This window comes from Enterococcus sp. C57 (assembly GCF_040887305.1).
Taxonomy (GTDB): domain Bacteria; phylum Bacillota; class Bacilli; order Lactobacillales; family Enterococcaceae; genus Enterococcus_B; species Enterococcus_B hirae.
The window spans coordinates 272830-291438 of record NZ_JBFOFP010000002.1 but is presented as its reverse complement, the minus strand read 5'-3'; the positions used below and the strand labels follow the sequence as shown (position 1 = coordinate 291438).

The window sequence follows — 18609 nt, the reverse complement described above, 5'->3', positions numbered from 1 at the left end:
GAAATAAAATCAAGTCATAAAAGGAGGCCAAATTCCTTGGATAACGCATGGAAAGAGCTTCAACCTAAAAATATCTACCAAGGAAGAAAAAGCTATCCGCTAAGAGAAGAAGGGAAATCCTCATTACTTTATCTCTACCAGCCATTAATCGGCAGTGAAGCTTTGAGTTTGTATTTTACCTTACTATCAGAAATTCCTTTACAAAAAGGCGTTGGACCGGAAGGATTACATGCTGATCTGTTAAGTAGCTTGAATTGTGGTATTCCTCAGCTTTATGAAGCACGAAAAAAACTAGAAGGGATCGGACTTTTAGAAGTTTTTTTCAAAGAAGACCCTAGCTTAGGGGGATGTTTTATTTATGAGTTACTTGAGCCAATTGAACCGTTAGCATTTTTTAAAGATACATTATTGTCTTTTCTGCTATTAGAAAAAGTCGGTCAACGGCGTTTCGATCAGTTGATCCAACTATTTCAGCCGGAACATTTTTCGACGAATGATTATCAAAAGATCACGAAGAAATTTTTAGAAGTATATCGCTTTAATGAAAAAACTTATGCTGCAGATCAAGAGAAACTCGAGGAAAACCAACAGTCATTTACAACCAAATCAACTGATCTGGGGAAGTCCATGGAACAATCCACTCTTGATTGGCGCTTTTTGACAGATTGGTTGGCAAAAAAACATATCATGAATCTAGATGAATCATTGAAGGAACAGTTAACAATGTATCATTTACTTTATGGCGTGGATGAGTTGACATTAGGTGAATGGGTCGTACAAGCGTATGATTTTTCTGAGCAGACAGTATCTGTCAAAGAGCTTCAACGCATCGTATTGATGAACCAACAGACGAAGCGAACAAATACATTGACTAATCAAAAAGAAGAAGCAACCTCTGCCAATCAGAATGAGACACCTAAGGAAGCAACTGATCTGACAAATGCGACACTACAGTTAGTGAACGAAGCCAAAAGCATTCCGCCAATGAAATACTTAGAGGCACTGAAACAAGCAAAAGGCGGCTATGTCTCAAAACAAGAAACTTGGCTTTTACAGGATTTAGTTTCACAATCGGGATTGTCGAATAGTTTGATCAATATCCTGATCAATTATGTCTTAGTAATCAAAGATCGTCCTAGCTTAACCGCAAGCTTTGTCAACACGATCGCTAACGAATGGGCACAAAAAAAGATCATGACCCCAGAAGAGGCCATTGAACATATTCGGAAAACCAATAGCAAAGTCAAACAAAATACTAAAAATACGAACCAGAATTATTCAACTAATCGTCGAAACGTTCGTCGTGAGAAACTACCGGATTGGGTCAACCAGCCTAAAGAAGAGAAAAAAATCAGTAGTGAGAAAAAAGCGGAGATCGAACGACGATTCAAAGAATATTTTGCCAAGAAGGAGGGAGATAGCTAATGGAAGATGTAGGAAAAGAATTAAAGCGGATCATCAGCCAGCGAAATTATCAACAAAAATTTGCTGAAATGATCGAAGAAGTCCTCAACGATCCAGATGTGCAAGCCTTTTTGGCGGATCACAAAGATGAATTAACACAAGCAGATATCGAAAAAAGTTATGCAAAACTATATGAATTTGTCCAAGAAAAACGAAAATACCAAAAAAATGATCCTACGATGATCGCTCCTGGCTATGAGCCCAAGCTAACCTTGAATTTTCATTATGTCGATGTGACTTATGTTCCAACAGAAGCCTTATTGGCGAAGAAAAGACAAGAAGAAATTAGGAACCGGATCAAAGCTGTCGATATGCCAAAAGATATCCAAGATGCTTCTTTCAATAATTTTGAGCGTACCGATGGACGGAGCTATGCAAGTTTTGAAGCACTAGACTTTGTTGAAAATTATAGTGCAAGTCCCAAAGAATATCACAAAGGACTTTATTTAGTTGGTAGCTTTGGAATAGGAAAAACCTATCTTTTAGGGGCAACTGCCAGAGAACTAGCCATTAAAGGCTTTACAACTACACTTGTCCATTTTCCGACTTTTGCTGTTGAAATGAAACAAGCGATTGGAAAAGATCAAGTCGCAGAAAAACTAGATGCGGTCAAACGTTCACCGATTTTAATGATGGATGACATTGGCGCTGATGCAATGAGTAGTTGGATCAGAGATGAAGTCTTTGGTGTGATCTTGCAATATCGAATGCAAGAGCAACTACCAACCTTTTTCTCTTCCAATTTTACAATGAATGAATTGGAACAACATCTTGCTGTGACACAGCGTGGAGATGAAGAACCATTGAAAGCCAAACGAATCATGGAACGGATTCGTTATTTGACAAAAGAAATTGAAATGACTGGACGCAATCGGAGAAATGGCTAGCGAAAAGAGAAAGCATAGAAGTCATAATTGTAGCCTTAGTAGGCTTAGAAGATGTGATCAAGAAAGACTTTTGCTGAATTAGTTATTGCCCTATTTCCTGCCTATTGCTTTGATGGGTAGGAAAATAAGCAATGCAAACAATTAATTGAGAGAAGTCTGCAAATAATTCTCTTTTCAATGACTCTCGATGTTCACTTAGTTATTTAAGAAACTCATAATTTGAGATGAAAGTGTATCTGAATTCATACTTAACGCCACTTTTATTGATCGTAACAAGCTACAAAAGTGGTGTCATACTGGATAGAGTGATGATTACAGAGAAGCTTATGCCTGATCAATAGTCATCATGGTAACGAAAAAAGACAACCATAAATTTCTGATGAACAAGTATCAAAAACAAAATTGAACGACTAAAAACAGAATGTATTGATTATCGTCAACTAAATAAAAAGTCAAAGAACGATCATCAATTGAAGTAATGTAAATAATTAGCCGGAGGATAAAGATATGAAAGTGATTTTTTCTTGTTTGTTGGCGACAGGGTTACTTTTTTCGCTAACAGGTTGTGGTAATGGAGATAAAAATGAGGCATCGATCGATTCGATTAGTGCGGAAACAACGACTAAAGCGAAGGATTCTTCTAACGAAGGACAAAGTATTTTTAAGGGTGAAATTGAAAGTATTGATGACTCAGTCGATGATACCATTCAAATCAAAGTGGTCAATGTAGATGAAATCGAAGACCCCGAGAATATTGGAACCTCTTTTGATAATGATGGTGTAACACTAAATGTTTCGAATGATCAATTAGTCGGAGGTAAGGAATCTTTTCAAAAAGGTGACGAGATCAAGTTTACTTTAAAAGAAAAACCAATTATGACAATGTCAATCCCTCCGCAAATTCCTGGTAATTCGATCGTTGAGGTAAGAGTTATTGAATAGTCAGTGTTAAACGTTTCGTAAAAGCAAATAGCTCATCAGGAGATTTGAAATTTTTCTTTTTCAAATCTCCTTCATTTATAGGGAAAATGTTATAATGAGGGGGAAGGAGTGAAGGTATGAACCACTTAGATTTATCGAAACGCTTAGCATTAGTGGGAGAACATGTCCCAACAGGAGCGTTTTTAGCAGATATTGGCTCTGACCACGCTTACTTGCCAGTTGCATTAATGTTAAAGGATAAAATTGAATTTGCTGTAGCTGGCGAAGTGGTAAAAGGTCCTTATGAGTCAGCAAAAAAACAAGTACAGAAAAATGGTTTAGAAAAGCGGATCGTTGTTCGTTTAGCTAACGGATTAGATGCGATTGAGCCAACAGATCAGATCAATGCGATCACGATTGCTGGTATGGGTGGGGCTTTGATTCGAGATATTTTAGAAGCAGGCGCCAAACAGCATCGTTTAACAGGGAAGGAGCGTTTGATTCTCCAACCAAATATTGGCGAGCAAGCAGTGAGAAAATGGTTGCAAGACAATCACTATCAAATCATTGCAGAAGAGATTTTAGAGGAAAACAAAAAAATCTATGAAATCATTGTAGCTGAAAAAACACCGACGAAGCATATCTATAATGAGGAAGAGATTCTGTTTGGTCCATTTTTATTGCAAGGAAAAACAGTGGTCTTCCAAAAGAAATGGCAAAGAGAATTAAAACAAAGGCAAGCGATTTTAAAACAATTGGCACAAGCACAGAACCAAGAAGAACGTGTTGAAGCGATAAAAAAAGAAATTCAGATGATCGAGGAGGTTTTAGCTTAATGGCGATCAACGGTAATGAATTTATTCGCAAATTTGAAGAATATTGTCCTCAATGGTTGGCTGAAGAAGGAGATCCTGTAGGGCTACACCTTGGAACGTTAAATAAACCGATTCAACGCATAATGATGACATTAGATGTTCGTCCAGAAGTTGTGCAAGAAGCTATCGAAAAAAAGGTTGATTTGTTAATTGCCAAACATCCTCCCATTTTTCGACCAATTAAACGATTAACAACGGATCATCCACAAGAAAAAATGTATGCTGATTTATTAAAACATGATATTGCTGTCTATGCAGCACATACCAATATGGATATTATCGAGGATGGATTGAATGATTGGTTTTGTGAAGCGTTAGGAATCAATGTCGAAAATTATTTGTTAAAGACACATACAAGGCATTACAAAAAACTAGCTGTTTATGTACCGATTGAAGACGCTGACAAATTACGTAAGGCTTTAGCTGAGGCTGGTGCGGGTGAACAAGGTCATTACGATCATACAAGTTTTACCAGTATTGGCGAAGGTCGTTTTCGATCGAATGAACAGGCACATCCCGCAATTGGTAAAAAGGGCCAACTAGAAAAGGTAGAAGAAGCTAAAGTGGAAGTGATTTTTCCTGAAGACCGTGAGGAAAAAGTGTTATCAGCTATGTATCGTGTCCATCCTTATGAAGAAGTAGCATTTGATTTGTTTTCAATTGACGAACCGACTCAAACCTGGGGGATCGGTCGAATCGGAGAATTACCAGAAGCGCTTGATTTAGATACCTTTGTATCTAAAGTAAAAGAAGCCTTCCAATTAGAAGGGTTACGAGTTGTTCGTCCAACTCATACAAAGAGCACTGTTAAAAGAATCGCCATTTGTGGTGGTAGTGGCGAAAAGTTCTATCCTTATGCAGTAGCTCAAAAAGCGGATGTTTATATTACTGGAGATATCTATTACCACACAGCTCAAGATATGCAAAGTGCAGGCTTGATTGCGATTGATCCAGGTCATTATATTGAATCTTTATGTAAAGAAAAGTTTGTCGAAAAATTTGAGAAATGGAAACAAGAAGAAAATTGGACCGTTGATTTCTTTGTTTCAGAAACGGATACGAACCCATTTCAATTTAACTAAAGGAGAGCTGTTGTATGTACGAAAATCTTTTACCACGTTTTTTACGCTATGTTAAGACTGAAACCAGATCTGATGAAAGTAGTCAAACGACTCCTTCGACACAAACACAAGTCGCTTTTGCGCAAGTCTTAAAAAAGGAATTAGAAGATTTAGGACTAACCAATGTATTTTACAATGAAGAAAATGGATTTGTTATAGGAACATTGCCAAGTAACATTGAAAAGAAAGTTCGCTCGATCGGTTTCATTGCCCACATGGATACCGCAGATTTCAATGCAGTAAATGTTAATCCACAAATCATTGAGAACTACGATGGGGAATCAACGATTGTTCTAGATAGTGAAGAACATTATACATTAAATACCAAAGACTTCCCTAATTTGAAAAACTACGAAGGACACACATTGATCACAACTGATGGCAGTACGTTGTTAGGTGCGGACGATAAAGCTGGGATCGCTGAAATTATGACCGCAATGGAAATTCTGCTGAAAAACCCAACTATCCCTCATGGTGAGATCAAAGTAGCTTTTGGACCAGATGAAGAGATTGGGGTAGGGGCAGATAAATTTGATGTCCAGCAGTTTGATGTTGATTTTGCCTATACCGTTGATGGTGGACCTTTAGGCGAATTGCAATATGAAACATTCAGCGCAGCTCAGGCTAATATTTCAATTCAAGGAAAAAATGTCCATCCTGGTACAGCCAAAGATACGATGATCAATGCATTACAATTAGCGATAGACTTCCATAATCAACTACCAGCAGATGAAGTCCCAGAAAAAACGACAGGTTATGAAGGGTTCTTCCATTTGATGGGATTAAATGGAAATGTCGAAGAAGCAACTATGAGTTATATTATCCGTGACCACGATCGAGAAAAATTTGAAGCACGGAAAGCGAAAATTACTGAAATCCAAGAAAAACTAAATAGTCGCTTCGATCAGACACGCGTGAAAGTTGATATGTATGATCAGTACTATAATATGCGAGAAATTATTGAAAAAGATATGAGCATTGTTGAATTAGCAAAACAAGCGATGATCGATTTAGAAATCGAGCCTGTGATTGAACCAGTACGAGGTGGAACAGATGGATCGAAAATTTCTTATCTAGGCATTCCAACGCCTAATTTGTTCGCAGGTGGCGAAAATATGCACGGCCGATTTGAGTTTGTTTCTCTGCAAGTGATGGAAAAAGCAACAGATGTGATTGTAAAAATTGCAGAATTGAATACAAACGTATAAAATCAAATAGGAACGTGGATGGATCAAGTAAGTGAACGAAGTGGATCTATCCTTTTAGCTGGGGGTGGGCGTATTCCAACAATGGAACGTCTGACCCCTTGGTTTTTGTGTAAAAATGGGAGGAAGAAAGAAATGGAAAAATTGCTAGTTTTTTATAATCAAAGCTCAGGACAAGATGAAGGTGAAAAATTAGCAAGCTGGTTTAAAGAATATGCTTTAAAGAAACGACCAGAACTAATCATCAATCTAACGGAAACAGGTCCTTCGATCAAGCATGAGACATTAGTCAAAAAAGCTGAAGAAACGCACGCAGATACCTTAATCGTAATCGGAGGCGATGGTACGATCCATCATATTGTACAGGCTTTTCAAGATAAACTTGAGCATTATCAAGTAGGACTACTACCAGGAGGAACAGTCAATAATTTAGCCCGTGTTCTCGGTATTCCATTAGAAAAGGAAAAAGCTGCAGACATTATCTTAGAGGGACAAATCCGTCAAATCGATTATGGAAAAGTCAATGATGAAGTCATTATCTCAACTTTAACGATCGGTATACTGGCAGATACAGCTGTTTGGATCAGTCAAAAAGAAAAGCAAAAATATGGTTCTTGGATTTTTATCAAACGGTTCATCAAGTTATTATTAAAAAAGAGAAAGTATCATTTAGATATCAAAACAGAAAAAGAACATTGGCGAGGAAAAACACAATTATTGACAGTCACAATGTCTAACTCAGTAGGTGGTTACACGAATTTTGATGATTCAGCTTCACCCGATGATGGTATGTTTCATGTCACAATCATCCCATCTTTAGATATTTTTCGATTTGTTTTTTATTTGCCTCGTTTAATCAAAGGAAAAATTTACTCTGTCCCAGGTATCAATTATTTGACTGCTAGTCAAATCAATATCCAAGCACGGGAAAAATCAGTTGGCACTCGTACAGATGGTGATACGACAGATAATCTGCCTATCGAATTAGTCGTAGTCAAAAAAGGGTTGTCGGTCTTTGCTCCTAAAGAAGAGCAAAAATGATGTGCTAGAGGTGGAGGAAAACACGTATGGAAGCTTTACTACACAATCCTTTGTGGTTTTATTTAGTGATTGTCAATTTATATTTATTTTGTTTGATGGGTTACGATAAGTATCAAGCAAAAAAAGGCGGTTGGCGCGTTCCAGAAAATAATTTGATTTTTGTTAGTTTATTAGGCGGTGGAATTGGGGGATTAATTTCTCGTAAAGTATTCCATCATAAAACGAGAAAAAAGAAATTTACAGTAGGATTTGTACTAGGTGTATTGATGGATTTACTGTTGATTTATTTTTTTCATTAAGGAGTAGTTGATGGCGACAAAAGGTGCAAAAACGAAAATAGCGTTAAATCTATTCTTAATGATTGGAATTTTTGCCATTATTTATTATTTGATCAACCAATCTTTTGCAGATATTTTCGCTGAATTGCTGTCTACAAGCTTTATCGTTCTGGTAGCGGCATTCTTGTTAGGAACGATCTATCAGGTGGCAGAAGGGCGTTCAATCAAAGAGATTGCCCAGCCTTTCGAACCAACATTTTCCACTTGGGATGGTTTTTGGACATCTTGCTATATTGCATTTTATCGAATCGTTTCATTTGGAACAGGCACTTTGATTTCAGAAATTTATTTTTATAATAAAAAAGGAATGAAATACTCACAAGGTGCAGGTGTCACTGCGTTGCATATGATTATGTATAAATTAGCCGTGATTACCTATGCGATCATTGGTTTGATCATCCAGTTCTCTTTATTTTATTCCAAAGGACCAAACATGATTTGGTTCATTATTGCTGGCATTATTTTAACTGGGCTGATCATTGCCTTTTTATTGATGGTCTCAATGAGTCTGAATCTACAAATTTTCTTTGTGAGTATCTCAAACAAACTGTTTCGAAGTGAACGCATCAGAAGTTGGGTAGATACATGTAATACACAAATCTATTCGTTGAGAGAAACTGTCCAGACAATTGTCAAAGATCGAACAGCTCTATTACGCATCTATTTTTGGAATATGGTCAAACTTATTTTTTGGTATATCATGCCCTATCTCTTTTTCGTTGAAAACCATCCCACGATCGACTTTCTCTTGACCTTTTCATTTATCAGTTTTGCGGTAGTATTATCTGGTGTCATCCCTACACCAGCTGGAATCGGCTCATTTGAATTTGTCTATCTGTTGTTATTCAGACCACTTGTGGGAACCGTAGATGCTGTTTCTTCTTTATTACTGTATCGGTTTAGCTCATTTATCTTACCTTTTATTTATGGGTTATGTTACGTGATTGCTGATCGTCGAAGGGTAATAAAACAAGAGATCCAAGATGTAAAAAACAACAAAAAAGAATCAAATTGATTATTACAGCGATTGTATAGAGTCATTTTATTAGATCTAAAACACAACAGTAAGTCCATCCAAGTTGGCTCTGTTGTGTTTTTTTGATCACTTATTTCCGATAAAATAAGCGAGGTTATCTTTTGACCAAGACTGACCAAAGAGGTATAATGTTTATTGGAACGAGATGTATCATATTGAATATTGAAATTTTATATTCAGGAGGTAAGTAAAATGAACATTGAAAAAATGACAACCACGCTTCAAGAAGCGATTGCTGAAGCGCAACAAATCGCTGTCACAAGAAAACATCAAGAAATTGATATTGCGCATTTGTGGAAGATTTTTTTACAACCAAACCATTTTGGGCGCAATCTATACACTGATGCGGGAATGGATGTTGATACGTTTGAAAAGGAAGTAGATCGTGTATTAGATGAATATCCCACAGTTTCAGGGGGAAACGTCCAATATGGTCAGAATCTAAGCCAAAATCTATTCCGTTTATTAAATGAAGCAGACCAGTTAAGAGAAAGTTTTGGCGATGAATTTCTTTCAACAGAGATTGTAATTTTAGCCTTGATGAAATTGAAAAATTATTCATTAACGGTTTATTTGACCAAAAATGGTTTATCAGAAAAAGAGTTACGTAAAAATATCGAAGACATGAGAGGAGGAGAAAAGGTGACATCTAAAAATCAAGAAGAACAATACAAAGCATTAGAAAAATACGGCGTTGATCTTGTTCAACAAGTCAGAAGCGGGAAAATGGATCCAATCATTGGACGTGATGAAGAAATTCGGGATGTTATCCGTATCTTATCTCGTAAAACCAAGAATAATCCAGTATTGATTGGTGAACCTGGTGTCGGTAAAACAGCAATTGTAGAAGGGTTAGCACAACGTATCGTACGAAAAGACGTGCCAGAAAACTTGAAAGATAAAACGATCTTTTCATTAGACATGGGGGCATTGATTGCTGGTGCTAAATTCCGTGGTGAATTTGAGGAACGATTAAAAGCTGTGCTGAAAGAAGTCAAGAAAAGTGATGGACGAATCATCTTATTTATTGATGAAATCCATAATATCGTTGGTGCAGGGAAAACTGAAGGCAGCATGGATGCTGGAAATTTATTGAAACCAATGCTTGCTCGAGGTGAATTGCATTTAATCGGTGCTACTACATTAGATGAATATCGACAATATATGGAAAAAGATAAAGCGTTAGAACGACGTTTCCAAAAAGTTTTAGTCAAAGAACCGACTGTAGAAGACACGATCAGTATCTTACGAGGATTGAAAGAACGTTTTGAGATCCATCATGGAGTCAACATCCATGATAATGCGTTAGTTGCTGCTGCAACTTTATCTGACCGTTATATCACAGACCGCTTTTTACCAGATAAAGCAATTGATTTGATCGATGAAGCAAGTGCAACGATCCGAGTAGAAATGAACTCTATGCCGACTGAGCTAGACCAAGTGACTCGTCGCTTGATGCAATTAGAGATCGAAGAAGCAGCATTGAAAAAAGAATCAGACGATGCAAGTAAAAAACGTTTGAAAAATCTACAAGAAGAGTTAGCTGATCTTCGTGAAGAAGCAAACTCGATGAAAATGCAATGGGAAACAGAAAAACAAGAAGTCAATAGTGTTTCTTCTAAACGTGCGGAAATCGATAAAGCCAAACATGAATTAGAAGACGCAGAAAACAACTATGATTTAGAACGGGCAGCTGTCCTACGTCATGGAACGATTCCTCAATTAGAAAAAGAATTAAAGGAATTGGAAGCAAAAGCTAAAGACAGTGAAATCAAAATGGTTCAAGAATCAGTCACTGAAAACGAAATTGCGCAAGTGGTTGGACGTTTAACTGGTATCCCAGTCACAAAATTAGTTGAAGGGGAACGAGAAAAACTAATCAAGCTCAACGAAACATTGCATAAACGTGTGATTGGACAAGATGAAGCAGTAGATGCAGTCAGTGATGCGGTCATTCGCTCTCGAGCAGGATTGCAAGATCCAAACCGCCCACTAGGTTCTTTCTTATTCTTAGGACCAACCGGAGTTGGGAAAACAGAATTAGCGAAAGCTTTAGCAGAAAACTTATTTGATTCTGAAGAACACATGGTGCGGATCGATATGAGTGAGTATATGGAGAAACATGCCGTATCTCGTTTGGTTGGGGCTCCTCCAGGCTATGTTGGCTATGAAGAAGGCGGACAATTGACGGAAGCCGTTCGCAGAAATCCTTATACGATCGTTTTACTCGATGAAATCGAAAAAGCCCATCCAGATGTCTTCAATATCTTGTTACAAGTATTAGATGATGGACGGTTAACTGATTCTAAAGGACGTGTAGTTGACTTCAAAAATACCGTTCTTATCATGACCAGCAACATTGGTTCTCAACTGTTATTAGAAGGAGTGTCAGCAGATGGCACTATCCCTGAAGAAGTGGAAGAACAAGTAAGAACGATCCTTCGAGGTCATTTCAAACCAGAATTCTTAAATCGAATCGATGATACGATTTTATTCACACCATTAAGTCTTGAAAATGTGAAAGGAATCGTTGATAAAATGGTGGCACAATTGGCAAAACGATTGGATTATCAAGAAATTCATCTAACAATCAGCGACGAAGCCAAAACATGGATCGCAGAAAATGCCTACGAACCAGCATACGGGGCTCGACCATTGAAACGCTTTATTACGAAAGAAGTAGAAACACCATTAGCCAAAGAAATCGTAGCAGGACACATCTTACCAAAATCTAAAGTAACGATTACCTTGCTAGCAGAGAAACTTCATTTCGAAACGGAAGAACTTGAAGATACGGAAGAGTAAAGAAACGGTGAACTTTCGCAAGGAAATGTGTGTTGATGAGAAGTAGAATTGATCAAATTTCAAGTTGAGTCACACACCATCTCAGCTTTTAATAAAAAAACAATAAAGTTAGGTCAACCACCTAGCTTTATTGTTTTTTTGTAATTTGGTCATAAGTCTGAATAAATCATTCATAAAATAAGTTGATTTCAATCGTTATCTCCAAGTTCATCTACTAAGGTAATGTTTTTATTCCCCATATAAATAGGCGTGGGCAGGTAAATATCTTCTTTGGTTCCCATCATTTCAACCCTTGTCACTAAGTACAATTTTCATTGGGAATGGTAACAAAATCACCGTAAGGGTTGATGATAAGAAATAAGTGGGTGAGACAAAATGAGATGCCACCTAACCATTGACGTTTTCACGCACCATTTTTAGGAAGCATCTCACTTTTGTCACAATTCTTTAATGTGATATTTTTTTTGCTCTATTTCAAAATTTTCAACCGATAATTTTCAAAATAATCACGATTGTTTCTTCCTTGGGTCCAAGCAAAGATTCCCATGACCAATGCACCAATCGTATTTGTGAATAAATCACCCATCGTGTCCATCAAAGCAGCTCGTCCGACAAATAAGGTGCCATCTGAAGCGGCAAACCGTTGGAGATTCATTCCTAAGAATTGATCACAGAGAAATTCCCAAAATTCCCAGAACACGCCACAGAGGCCAGCAAAGGCAAAACCAAACAGTAAAAACAACCATGGACTAGTCTTCGCAATTGGTGCATCTTTCAATAATAAGCCGATCAATCCGTAACCTAGGGCAGTCAATACCATAGGACTAACGGCGTGTAAAATTTTATCCCAGAATGAAATGATACTGATCAAATGCATACCGGTACCTAAGAACACGGAAATAAACAAGAAAAACCAATAAAATAAAACAATGGCATCTGGAACGTATAATTTTGCGATCTTTCTAACGATCTGAGGGAGAAAAATCAATAGAATCCCAGCTAAAGATTCGATGATGAAAGTAACTCCCTGAGTAGTTGAATATTTTTTAGTAATAAATTCATAAAGGTTATAACAAACCACAAACACACCAAAAGCAACAAGTGCAAGTTGGATTTTTTTCATTGTCTTATTCATGGCTCAAACCTCCATCTAAGTAAGTCTTTACTTGACTGAGTAGCGCTTCTTCACTAGTTACGAGAGCGCCATTTAGCTTGATTAACCCAATTGTATAAAGATTTAAATAATGGAATTGGTTTTCAGCTACTTCTTGTAAAGCAGCAATTTTTTGCGGGTGGGTACCGCCTTGTTGCCGACTATCTGTATACAATCCAATGACAGGAATCCCTTTAGCATAGGCAACACCAATTTCGGATGCAACACCAGGATCGATCGTCAAACCATCTAATAGTGCAATCATCAAATCACTTTCCAACACCTTTTCTGTATCGGCTAAAGCAATCATCTGACTATCAGCATAGGCTGTTTTATCATTGATCGCTTCGTTTTCTTGCGGAAGATAAATGGTTAATTCATTGGAAAGACTCCTGATTTCTTCTACAAGTTTCGCATTATATAATAAGTCACTTTTCGCAAAAAGCGGGGCAGCAAAATAAATATTCATTTTCATCGTCCTTTTCTTAGAAATAGTCACTGAAATAAGCTTCCATATTTGGAAGAATCAATTCAAGTGTTTTAAGTGTTTCATCATCTGTTTTGATTCGTTCGATCCTTGCAAGATAAGAAGGGCGACGATAATTCATCATCAAACAACTTAATGTTTGAATGGACAACTGGACCGATTGTCCGACAGGTTCGTCCACGACATCCAATTGTCCGTCTTCGTTCCAGACCAACCCAAAAACACCATTGTTCCATGAGGCGATAGGGTCCTCGACAACAAAGTGGAAAGGTTTCGCAGTAGAAACGAAGGGGAATTGCTTCAGAAACTCTTTGACATCTACGATTCTCGCCATGTAATAAGGCTCGATCTGTTCTTTTATTTGACTATCTTCAATCAAGAAAGCCAGTGGCTCATTTTTGTAGATGTCACCGTGAACCCAGTAAACCATTGAAAAGTGTGCTGAAATAAAATTCCATAAACCATTCCGAGCTTCTTGATTCAAGTAAAACATCTCTTTGACATGGAAAATTTCTTCAGCGACCCAATAAAATAAAACACCAATTGGTTCATGCTCTTTCGTATAGTAGATCGCAGCTGTCCGTTCCTCTTTATTTTCAAATCGCCAATATTCTTCCCAATGAAATTGGCTACGAAACAAAGCACCGTGATTTTGAGCCGCAAATTTCTGATACACTCGGTAAACATCTGGATGATCTACTGGTAATCGTTCAACCATTCCATCCACAGGAACATTCTTCGGTAATTGGGTATCACGAATTTTAAATGTCAACTTATCAGACATGATTTCCCAACCCTTGCGTCGATAATAAGGCACGCTATAGGGATAAAGATAAGAGATCCATTGTTTGTTTTTACGCATATTATCTAACGCAACCAAGATCAAATCTTGCATCAATCCATGATTTGCATATTCAGGATACGTTCCGACACCGGTAACGCCACCCATTTTGTATGGTTTACCGTGGATGTTGACTTCACATGGATAGATCGCAATTTGAGAAATCAATTTGTTATGGTGGAACCAGCCAAATACTTCCGATAGTTCCAAGATTGGGCGCTTGGAGCGAATAAATGCCCCTTTGCTTTCAAAACCACTTTCTTCGATGTCTGCTTCTGTTACTTGAAAGACATAAGACAATAACTCATTGAATTGATCAACATCTTTTTCAGTAACAGGTTTTAATTCAAGATTTTCTCTGAAATCTTTTTCATCCATTCTTTCATCTCCAATTATTTACTTGTTATTAGTATAGCAAATTTTCATAAAAAAAACTTCTAAAGCTGACTAGGTAAAAAGTCTTTAAATTCATGCTTTTCATTGATATAATGAGAGGTGCTGATTAAACGAAAAGAGGAGACGCTATGGATATAAAAAAAATGAAACAACGACAAGAGCAAATTCGAAATTTTTCGATCATTGCTCATATCGACCATGGAAAATCAACGCTGGCCGATCGTATTCTGGAAAAGACGAACACTGTGACGTCTCGTGAAATGCAGGATCAGCTATTAGACTCAATGGATCTAGAGCGTGAACGTGGAATCACGATTAAATTAAATGCTGTCGAATTGAATTATACAGCCAAAAATGGCGAAACCTATATCTTCCATCTAATCGACACCCCTGGGCACGTCGATTTCACTTATGAAGTATCAAGGAGTTTAGCAGCCTGTGAAGGTGCGGTATTAGTAGTTGATGCGGCACAGGGAATCGAGGCTCAAACATTAGCAAATGTTTACTTAGCTTTGGATAATGATCTGGAAATTTTGCCAGTCATCAATAAAATCGATCTTCCAGCTGCTGATCCAGAACGTGTACGACAAGAAATCGAAGATGTTATCGGAATCGATGCCAGTGAGGCAGTCCTGGCTAGTGCTAAAGCAGGAATTGGGATTGAAGAAATACTTGAACAAATCGTTGAATATGTACCAGCCCCATCAGGCGATCTGGATGCCCCTTTGAAAGCATTGATCTTTGATTCCGTGTACGATAGTTATCGAGGAGTCGTTCTGAATGTTCGAATCACAGACGGCATGGTCAAACCAGGCGATAAAATCAAATTGATGAGTAACGGCAAAACATTTGATGTGACAGAAGTGGGAGTCTTTTCACCAAAAGCTGTTGCTAGAGATTTCTTGATGGTCGGTGATGTAGGGTATATCACGGCAAGCATCAAAACGGTCCAAGACACACGAGTAGGGGACACAGTTACGTTGGCAGATAATCCAGCAGAAGAAGCGCTACCTGGATACCGTAAAATGAATCCAATGGTTTACTGTGGATTATATCCAATTGATACTTCCCGCTACAATGATCTGCGTGAAGCACTTGAAAAATTACAACTAAACGACGCAGCACTACAGTTTGAACCTGAAACCTCACAAGCCCTTGGCTTTGGCTTCCGTTGTGGATTCTTAGGTTTATTACACATGGATGTAGTCCAAGAACGTTTGGAACGTGAGTTCAACTTAGAGTTGATCACAACGGCACCTTCTGTAATCTATCATGTGAATAAAACAGATGGGTCTATGACAGTCGTCGATAATCCAGCAGATTTTCCAGAACCAGTAACGATCCAAGATGTTGAAGAACCTTTTGTGAAGGCACAGATCATGGTTCCAAATGATTTCGTTGGTGCAGTGATGGAATTATCCCAAAGAAAACGTGGAGAATTCATCACAATGGATTATTTAGATGATTATCGAGTGAATGTCGTTTATAATATTCCGCTTTCTGAAATCGTTTTTGACTTTTTCGATAAACTAAAATCTAGTACCAAAGGTTATGCTTCCTTGGATTATGAAATGTCCGGTTATCAAAAGAGCAAGTTAGTAAAAATGGATATTTTATTAAATGGAGAAAAAGTCGATGCGTTAAGTTTCATCGTTCACCGAGATTTTGCTTATGAACGAGGAAAAGCAATCGTTGAAAAACTGAAAAAACTAATTCCACGTCAACAATTTGAAGTGCCGATCCAAGCAGCTATCGGACAAAAAATCGTTGCTCGTTCAGATATCAAAGCATTACGTAAAAACGTCTTAGCAAAATGTTATGGTGGAGATGTCTCACGTAAACGTAAACTTCTTGAAAAACAAAAAGAAGGAAAGAAACGAATGAAACAAATCGGTAGCGTCGAAGTCCCACAAGAAGCCTTCATGGCTGTTCTGAAAATGGATGAGGATGAACCGAAGAAATAGCAAAGGGTCTAGCCATTGAGCTAGACCTTTTTTATCTGTTTTTCCCACGGTTTTCTCAGGCTCTTTGTCAAATGATGTTGGTAAAGAGAAATCTTAGAATAATTTGGGGCAGAAAGAAGAAAAACTTCTTTCTGTTCTTTTTATTTGGTTAAAATAGTTTTACCGTGTCGAATCATGATCCGTCGTTTTAATATTTTAATATGGTTGTTTAAACATTCGAGTGGTCCGTTTGAATAACTGTAGCGGAGGGCGTTTTGGATCTGTGGCAGAAACTTTTTAAATGTTCGCAAAGTTGTCGCCTAAGTTTCAGGTAGCCGGCTGACTTCTCTGGATAAACAGTCCTCAAATAGTGAATGATCTCTTTTCTTTTTAAGATTGATGACATCTATTCAGAGCTACTTGAAAGAGTAGCTCTTTTTAGTTGCTTTTGATTAATCTATTTTATAAAAATAGATTGTATTTCTATTCTGCCATTTTTGGTTAAATATAATGTTTTTTATTATCAGGTAATATTTTTTATATTAGATATAACAAAAACAAATAAAAAAACTTAATTTAATAGATTATAATTATAATGTGCTACAAGATATTTCATGTTGTATTCGCATTATTCAGGTTAAACTATGTAGCACAAAATAAATTTCGTAGTAACTACGATCAACCTCACAAAGATCTCCTGTATTTTACTGCGATTTATTATCTATGAGACTACTCATAAGAGTAGTCTTTACATAAAAAACTAATAAAGAAGGTATCACTATGTATTATGTAGAAGTACAAACACGAGGAGTAAAAAACAAACAATATGTCAAAAGTGTAATCAATAATTATCCACTATTAGGATCATGGAAAGAGGCTGAACCATTTTCAAAAGAATGTGCATTGCAAATAAAATCAGTTTTAGAACAAGAACTAATTTGTGGAAAAGCAATAGTCAATATAGTAGAAAAGTAAAATTTATTAAAGTTTTAAGTAAATGATGTAATATTGTAATTAGTGGCGTTAGTCGTTTATTTTCAAATTTTTCATCCTTTAATTAATCATTCTAAATATTTACTCCAAATTTTGTATTAAAAAGTGTATCAAGCAGTTATCCTTGTGTTACCATTGCATCCGTGTTATAGTAATTAAGTAATCTAATTTGAAACGTAATCTGAGCGATATATTCACACTATAAAAACTCCTTTTACCAAGTAATATTAATTGCAACAAAACACGTATTATATACGTATTAGGAGGAAATATATATGAATAACGGTACAGTAAAATGGTTTAACTCAGATAAAGGTTTTGGATTTATCACTGGTGAAGATGGAAATGACGTATTTGCACACTTCTCAGCTATTCAAGGCGATGGATTTAAAACATTAGATGAAGGTCAAGCTGTTTCTTATGACATTGAAGAAGGACAACGTGGTCCTCAAGCGGTAAATATCGTAAAATAATGTTGAACTTTAACCACCTCGATTGAGGTGGTTTTTTTATATAATGGCTCATAACCGTCCGGTCGTATCTTCGAGCCCTACTGGGGAAAAAATATTCTATTAAAGAAATAATTTCGCCGTTTTTTCGCCCCTTTATAAAATATCCATTATTATTATATGAGTATCAGCAAGTATTAAATAATAGGCTCTTGCTTAATATGAAAGTTGGTATAATAGGATTTATAATGATGTATAGATATTAGAAAAACTTTGTGAATAACACAATCTTATAGGAAGCCTTCATGGCTGTTCTGAAAATGGATGAGGATAAACCGAAAAAATAGCAAAGGGTCTAGCCATTGAGCTAGACCTTTTTTATCTGTTTTTCCCACGGTTTTCCCACATGGGAAAGGGAAGGATCAAAAGGCATTATCCTGTAGCATTTTTTCAAAAATGTCAACTGTATCTTTTTTCTTTTTTTTGTAACATGGGCATAGGTATCCATTGTTGTAGTTAACCTGGAATGACCTAATCTGGCTTGGATCTCATTAGGCTTTGCTCCTTATTCTAATAACATGGTAGCGTGAGTATGACGAAAAGGAAGAAATTGGAAGATAGCGACGTTTACACAACAGCTGAGACTGATGCTAA

Annotated in this window: 16 protein-coding genes and 2 pseudogenes; 13 read left to right on the top strand and 5 right to left on the bottom strand. The window is 37.0% G+C overall.

The features are described 5' to 3' along the window. Nucleotides 1-36 precede the first annotated feature (36 nt). The 10 genes from AB5M32_RS03290 to clpB all read left to right on the top strand — a co-directional run bounded on the left by AB5M32_RS03290 (nt 37) and on the right by clpB (nt 11693). Nucleotides 37-1425 carry a replication initiation and membrane attachment family protein gene (locus AB5M32_RS03290; protein ID WP_178286162.1) on the top strand — a complete coding sequence of 463 codons (1389 nt, stop codon included), beginning with the start codon at nt 37-39 and terminating at the stop codon, nt 1423-1425. Further along, the gene (gene dnaI, locus AB5M32_RS03285; protein ID WP_081127514.1) at nt 1425-2351 is read left to right on the top strand and encodes a primosomal protein DnaI; all 927 of its coding nucleotides are present in this window, start codon (nt 1425-1427) and stop codon (nt 2349-2351) included. Before AB5M32_RS03290 ends, dnaI begins: the two co-directional genes overlap by 1 nt. A gap of 507 nt (nt 2352-2858) precedes the next feature. Beyond that, nucleotides 2859-3293 (top strand): lipoprotein, encoded by a 435-nt coding sequence (locus tag AB5M32_RS03280; RefSeq protein ID WP_010737674.1) that lies wholly within the window; start codon nt 2859-2861, stop codon nt 3291-3293. Between the two features lie 116 nt (nt 3294-3409). Further along, entirely contained in the window at nt 3410-4108 is a 699-nt protein-coding gene (locus tag AB5M32_RS03275; protein WP_010719043.1) for a tRNA (adenine(22)-N(1))-methyltransferase TrmK, read from the top strand. Continuing rightward, on the top strand, nt 4108-5229 hold the full coding sequence (locus tag AB5M32_RS03270) for a Nif3-like dinuclear metal center hexameric protein (protein WP_368024305.1): 1122 nt from the start codon (nt 4108-4110) through the stop codon (nt 5227-5229). The genes AB5M32_RS03275 and AB5M32_RS03270 overlap by 1 nt, the downstream gene beginning before the upstream one ends. 14 nt (nt 5230-5243) lie before the next feature. Next, nucleotides 5244-6476 carry a peptidase T gene (gene pepT / locus AB5M32_RS03265; RefSeq protein WP_010719045.1) on the top strand — a complete coding sequence of 411 codons (1233 nt, stop codon included), beginning with the start codon at nt 5244-5246 and terminating at the stop codon, nt 6474-6476. Between the two features lie 132 nt (nt 6477-6608). Further along, nucleotides 6609-7514, top strand: coding sequence for a diacylglycerol kinase family protein (locus AB5M32_RS03260; RefSeq protein WP_025480176.1), 906 nt, complete (start codon nt 6609-6611; stop codon nt 7512-7514). Between the two features lie 26 nt (nt 7515-7540). Then, on the top strand, nt 7541-7813 hold the full coding sequence (locus AB5M32_RS03255) for a DUF1294 domain-containing protein (RefSeq protein WP_178286169.1): 273 nt from the start codon (nt 7541-7543) through the stop codon (nt 7811-7813). A gap of 10 nt (nt 7814-7823) precedes the next feature. After that, nucleotides 7824-8867 carry a lysylphosphatidylglycerol synthase domain-containing protein gene (locus tag AB5M32_RS03250; RefSeq protein ID WP_178286171.1) on the top strand — a complete coding sequence of 348 codons (1044 nt, stop codon included), beginning with the start codon at nt 7824-7826 and terminating at the stop codon, nt 8865-8867. Between the two features lie 213 nt (nt 8868-9080). Next, complete coding sequence (gene clpB, locus AB5M32_RS03245; RefSeq protein ID WP_178286173.1) at nt 9081-11693, top strand: ATP-dependent chaperone ClpB; 2613 nt, start codon at nt 9081-9083, stop codon at nt 11691-11693. A gap of 469 nt (nt 11694-12162) precedes the next feature. Here clpB and AB5M32_RS03240 read toward each other — a convergent pair whose 3' ends face one another. The 3 genes from AB5M32_RS03240 to AB5M32_RS03230 are packed head-to-tail and all read right to left on the bottom strand — an operon-like array spanning nt 12163 to nt 14552. Next, nucleotides 12163-12828 (bottom strand): hypothetical protein, encoded by a 666-nt coding sequence (locus AB5M32_RS03240; RefSeq protein ID WP_010719050.1) that lies wholly within the window; start codon nt 12826-12828, stop codon nt 12163-12165. After that, entirely contained in the window at nt 12821-13315 is a 495-nt protein-coding gene (locus tag AB5M32_RS03235) for a nucleoside 2-deoxyribosyltransferase (protein ID WP_010719051.1), read from the bottom strand. Before AB5M32_RS03235 ends, AB5M32_RS03240 begins: the two co-directional genes overlap by 8 nt. Before the next feature lie 16 nt (nt 13316-13331). Continuing rightward, nucleotides 13332-14552 (bottom strand): enhanced intracellular survival protein Eis, encoded by a 1221-nt coding sequence (locus AB5M32_RS03230; protein WP_010719052.1) that lies wholly within the window; start codon nt 14550-14552, stop codon nt 13332-13334. A gap of 146 nt (nt 14553-14698) precedes the next feature. Between AB5M32_RS03230 and lepA the strand changes: the two genes are divergently transcribed. After that, entirely contained in the window at nt 14699-16534 is a 1836-nt protein-coding gene (gene lepA / locus AB5M32_RS03225) for a translation elongation factor 4 (protein WP_010719053.1), read from the top strand. A gap of 182 nt (nt 16535-16716) precedes the next feature. Here lepA and AB5M32_RS03220 read toward each other — a convergent pair. After that, nucleotides 16717-16902 (bottom strand): annotated as a pseudogene (locus AB5M32_RS03220) (transposase); the annotation flags it as partial. Between the two features lie 391 nt (nt 16903-17293). On the opposite strand from AB5M32_RS03220, the gene AB5M32_RS03215 reads away from it, so the two are divergent. Both AB5M32_RS03215 and AB5M32_RS03210 read left to right on the top strand, forming a co-directional pair. Continuing rightward, entirely contained in the window at nt 17294-17488 is a 195-nt protein-coding gene (locus AB5M32_RS03215; RefSeq protein ID WP_010719054.1) for a hypothetical protein, read from the top strand. Nucleotides 17489-17781: 293 nt separating this feature from the next. After that, on the top strand, nt 17782-17979 hold the full coding sequence (locus tag AB5M32_RS03210; protein ID WP_010718754.1) for a cold-shock protein: 198 nt from the start codon (nt 17782-17784) through the stop codon (nt 17977-17979). Between the two features lie 398 nt (nt 17980-18377). Here AB5M32_RS03210 and AB5M32_RS03205 read toward each other — a convergent pair. Next, nucleotides 18378-18553 (bottom strand): annotated as a pseudogene (locus AB5M32_RS03205) (tyrosine-type recombinase/integrase); the annotation flags it as partial. Between the last annotated feature and the right edge of the window lie 56 nt (nt 18554-18609).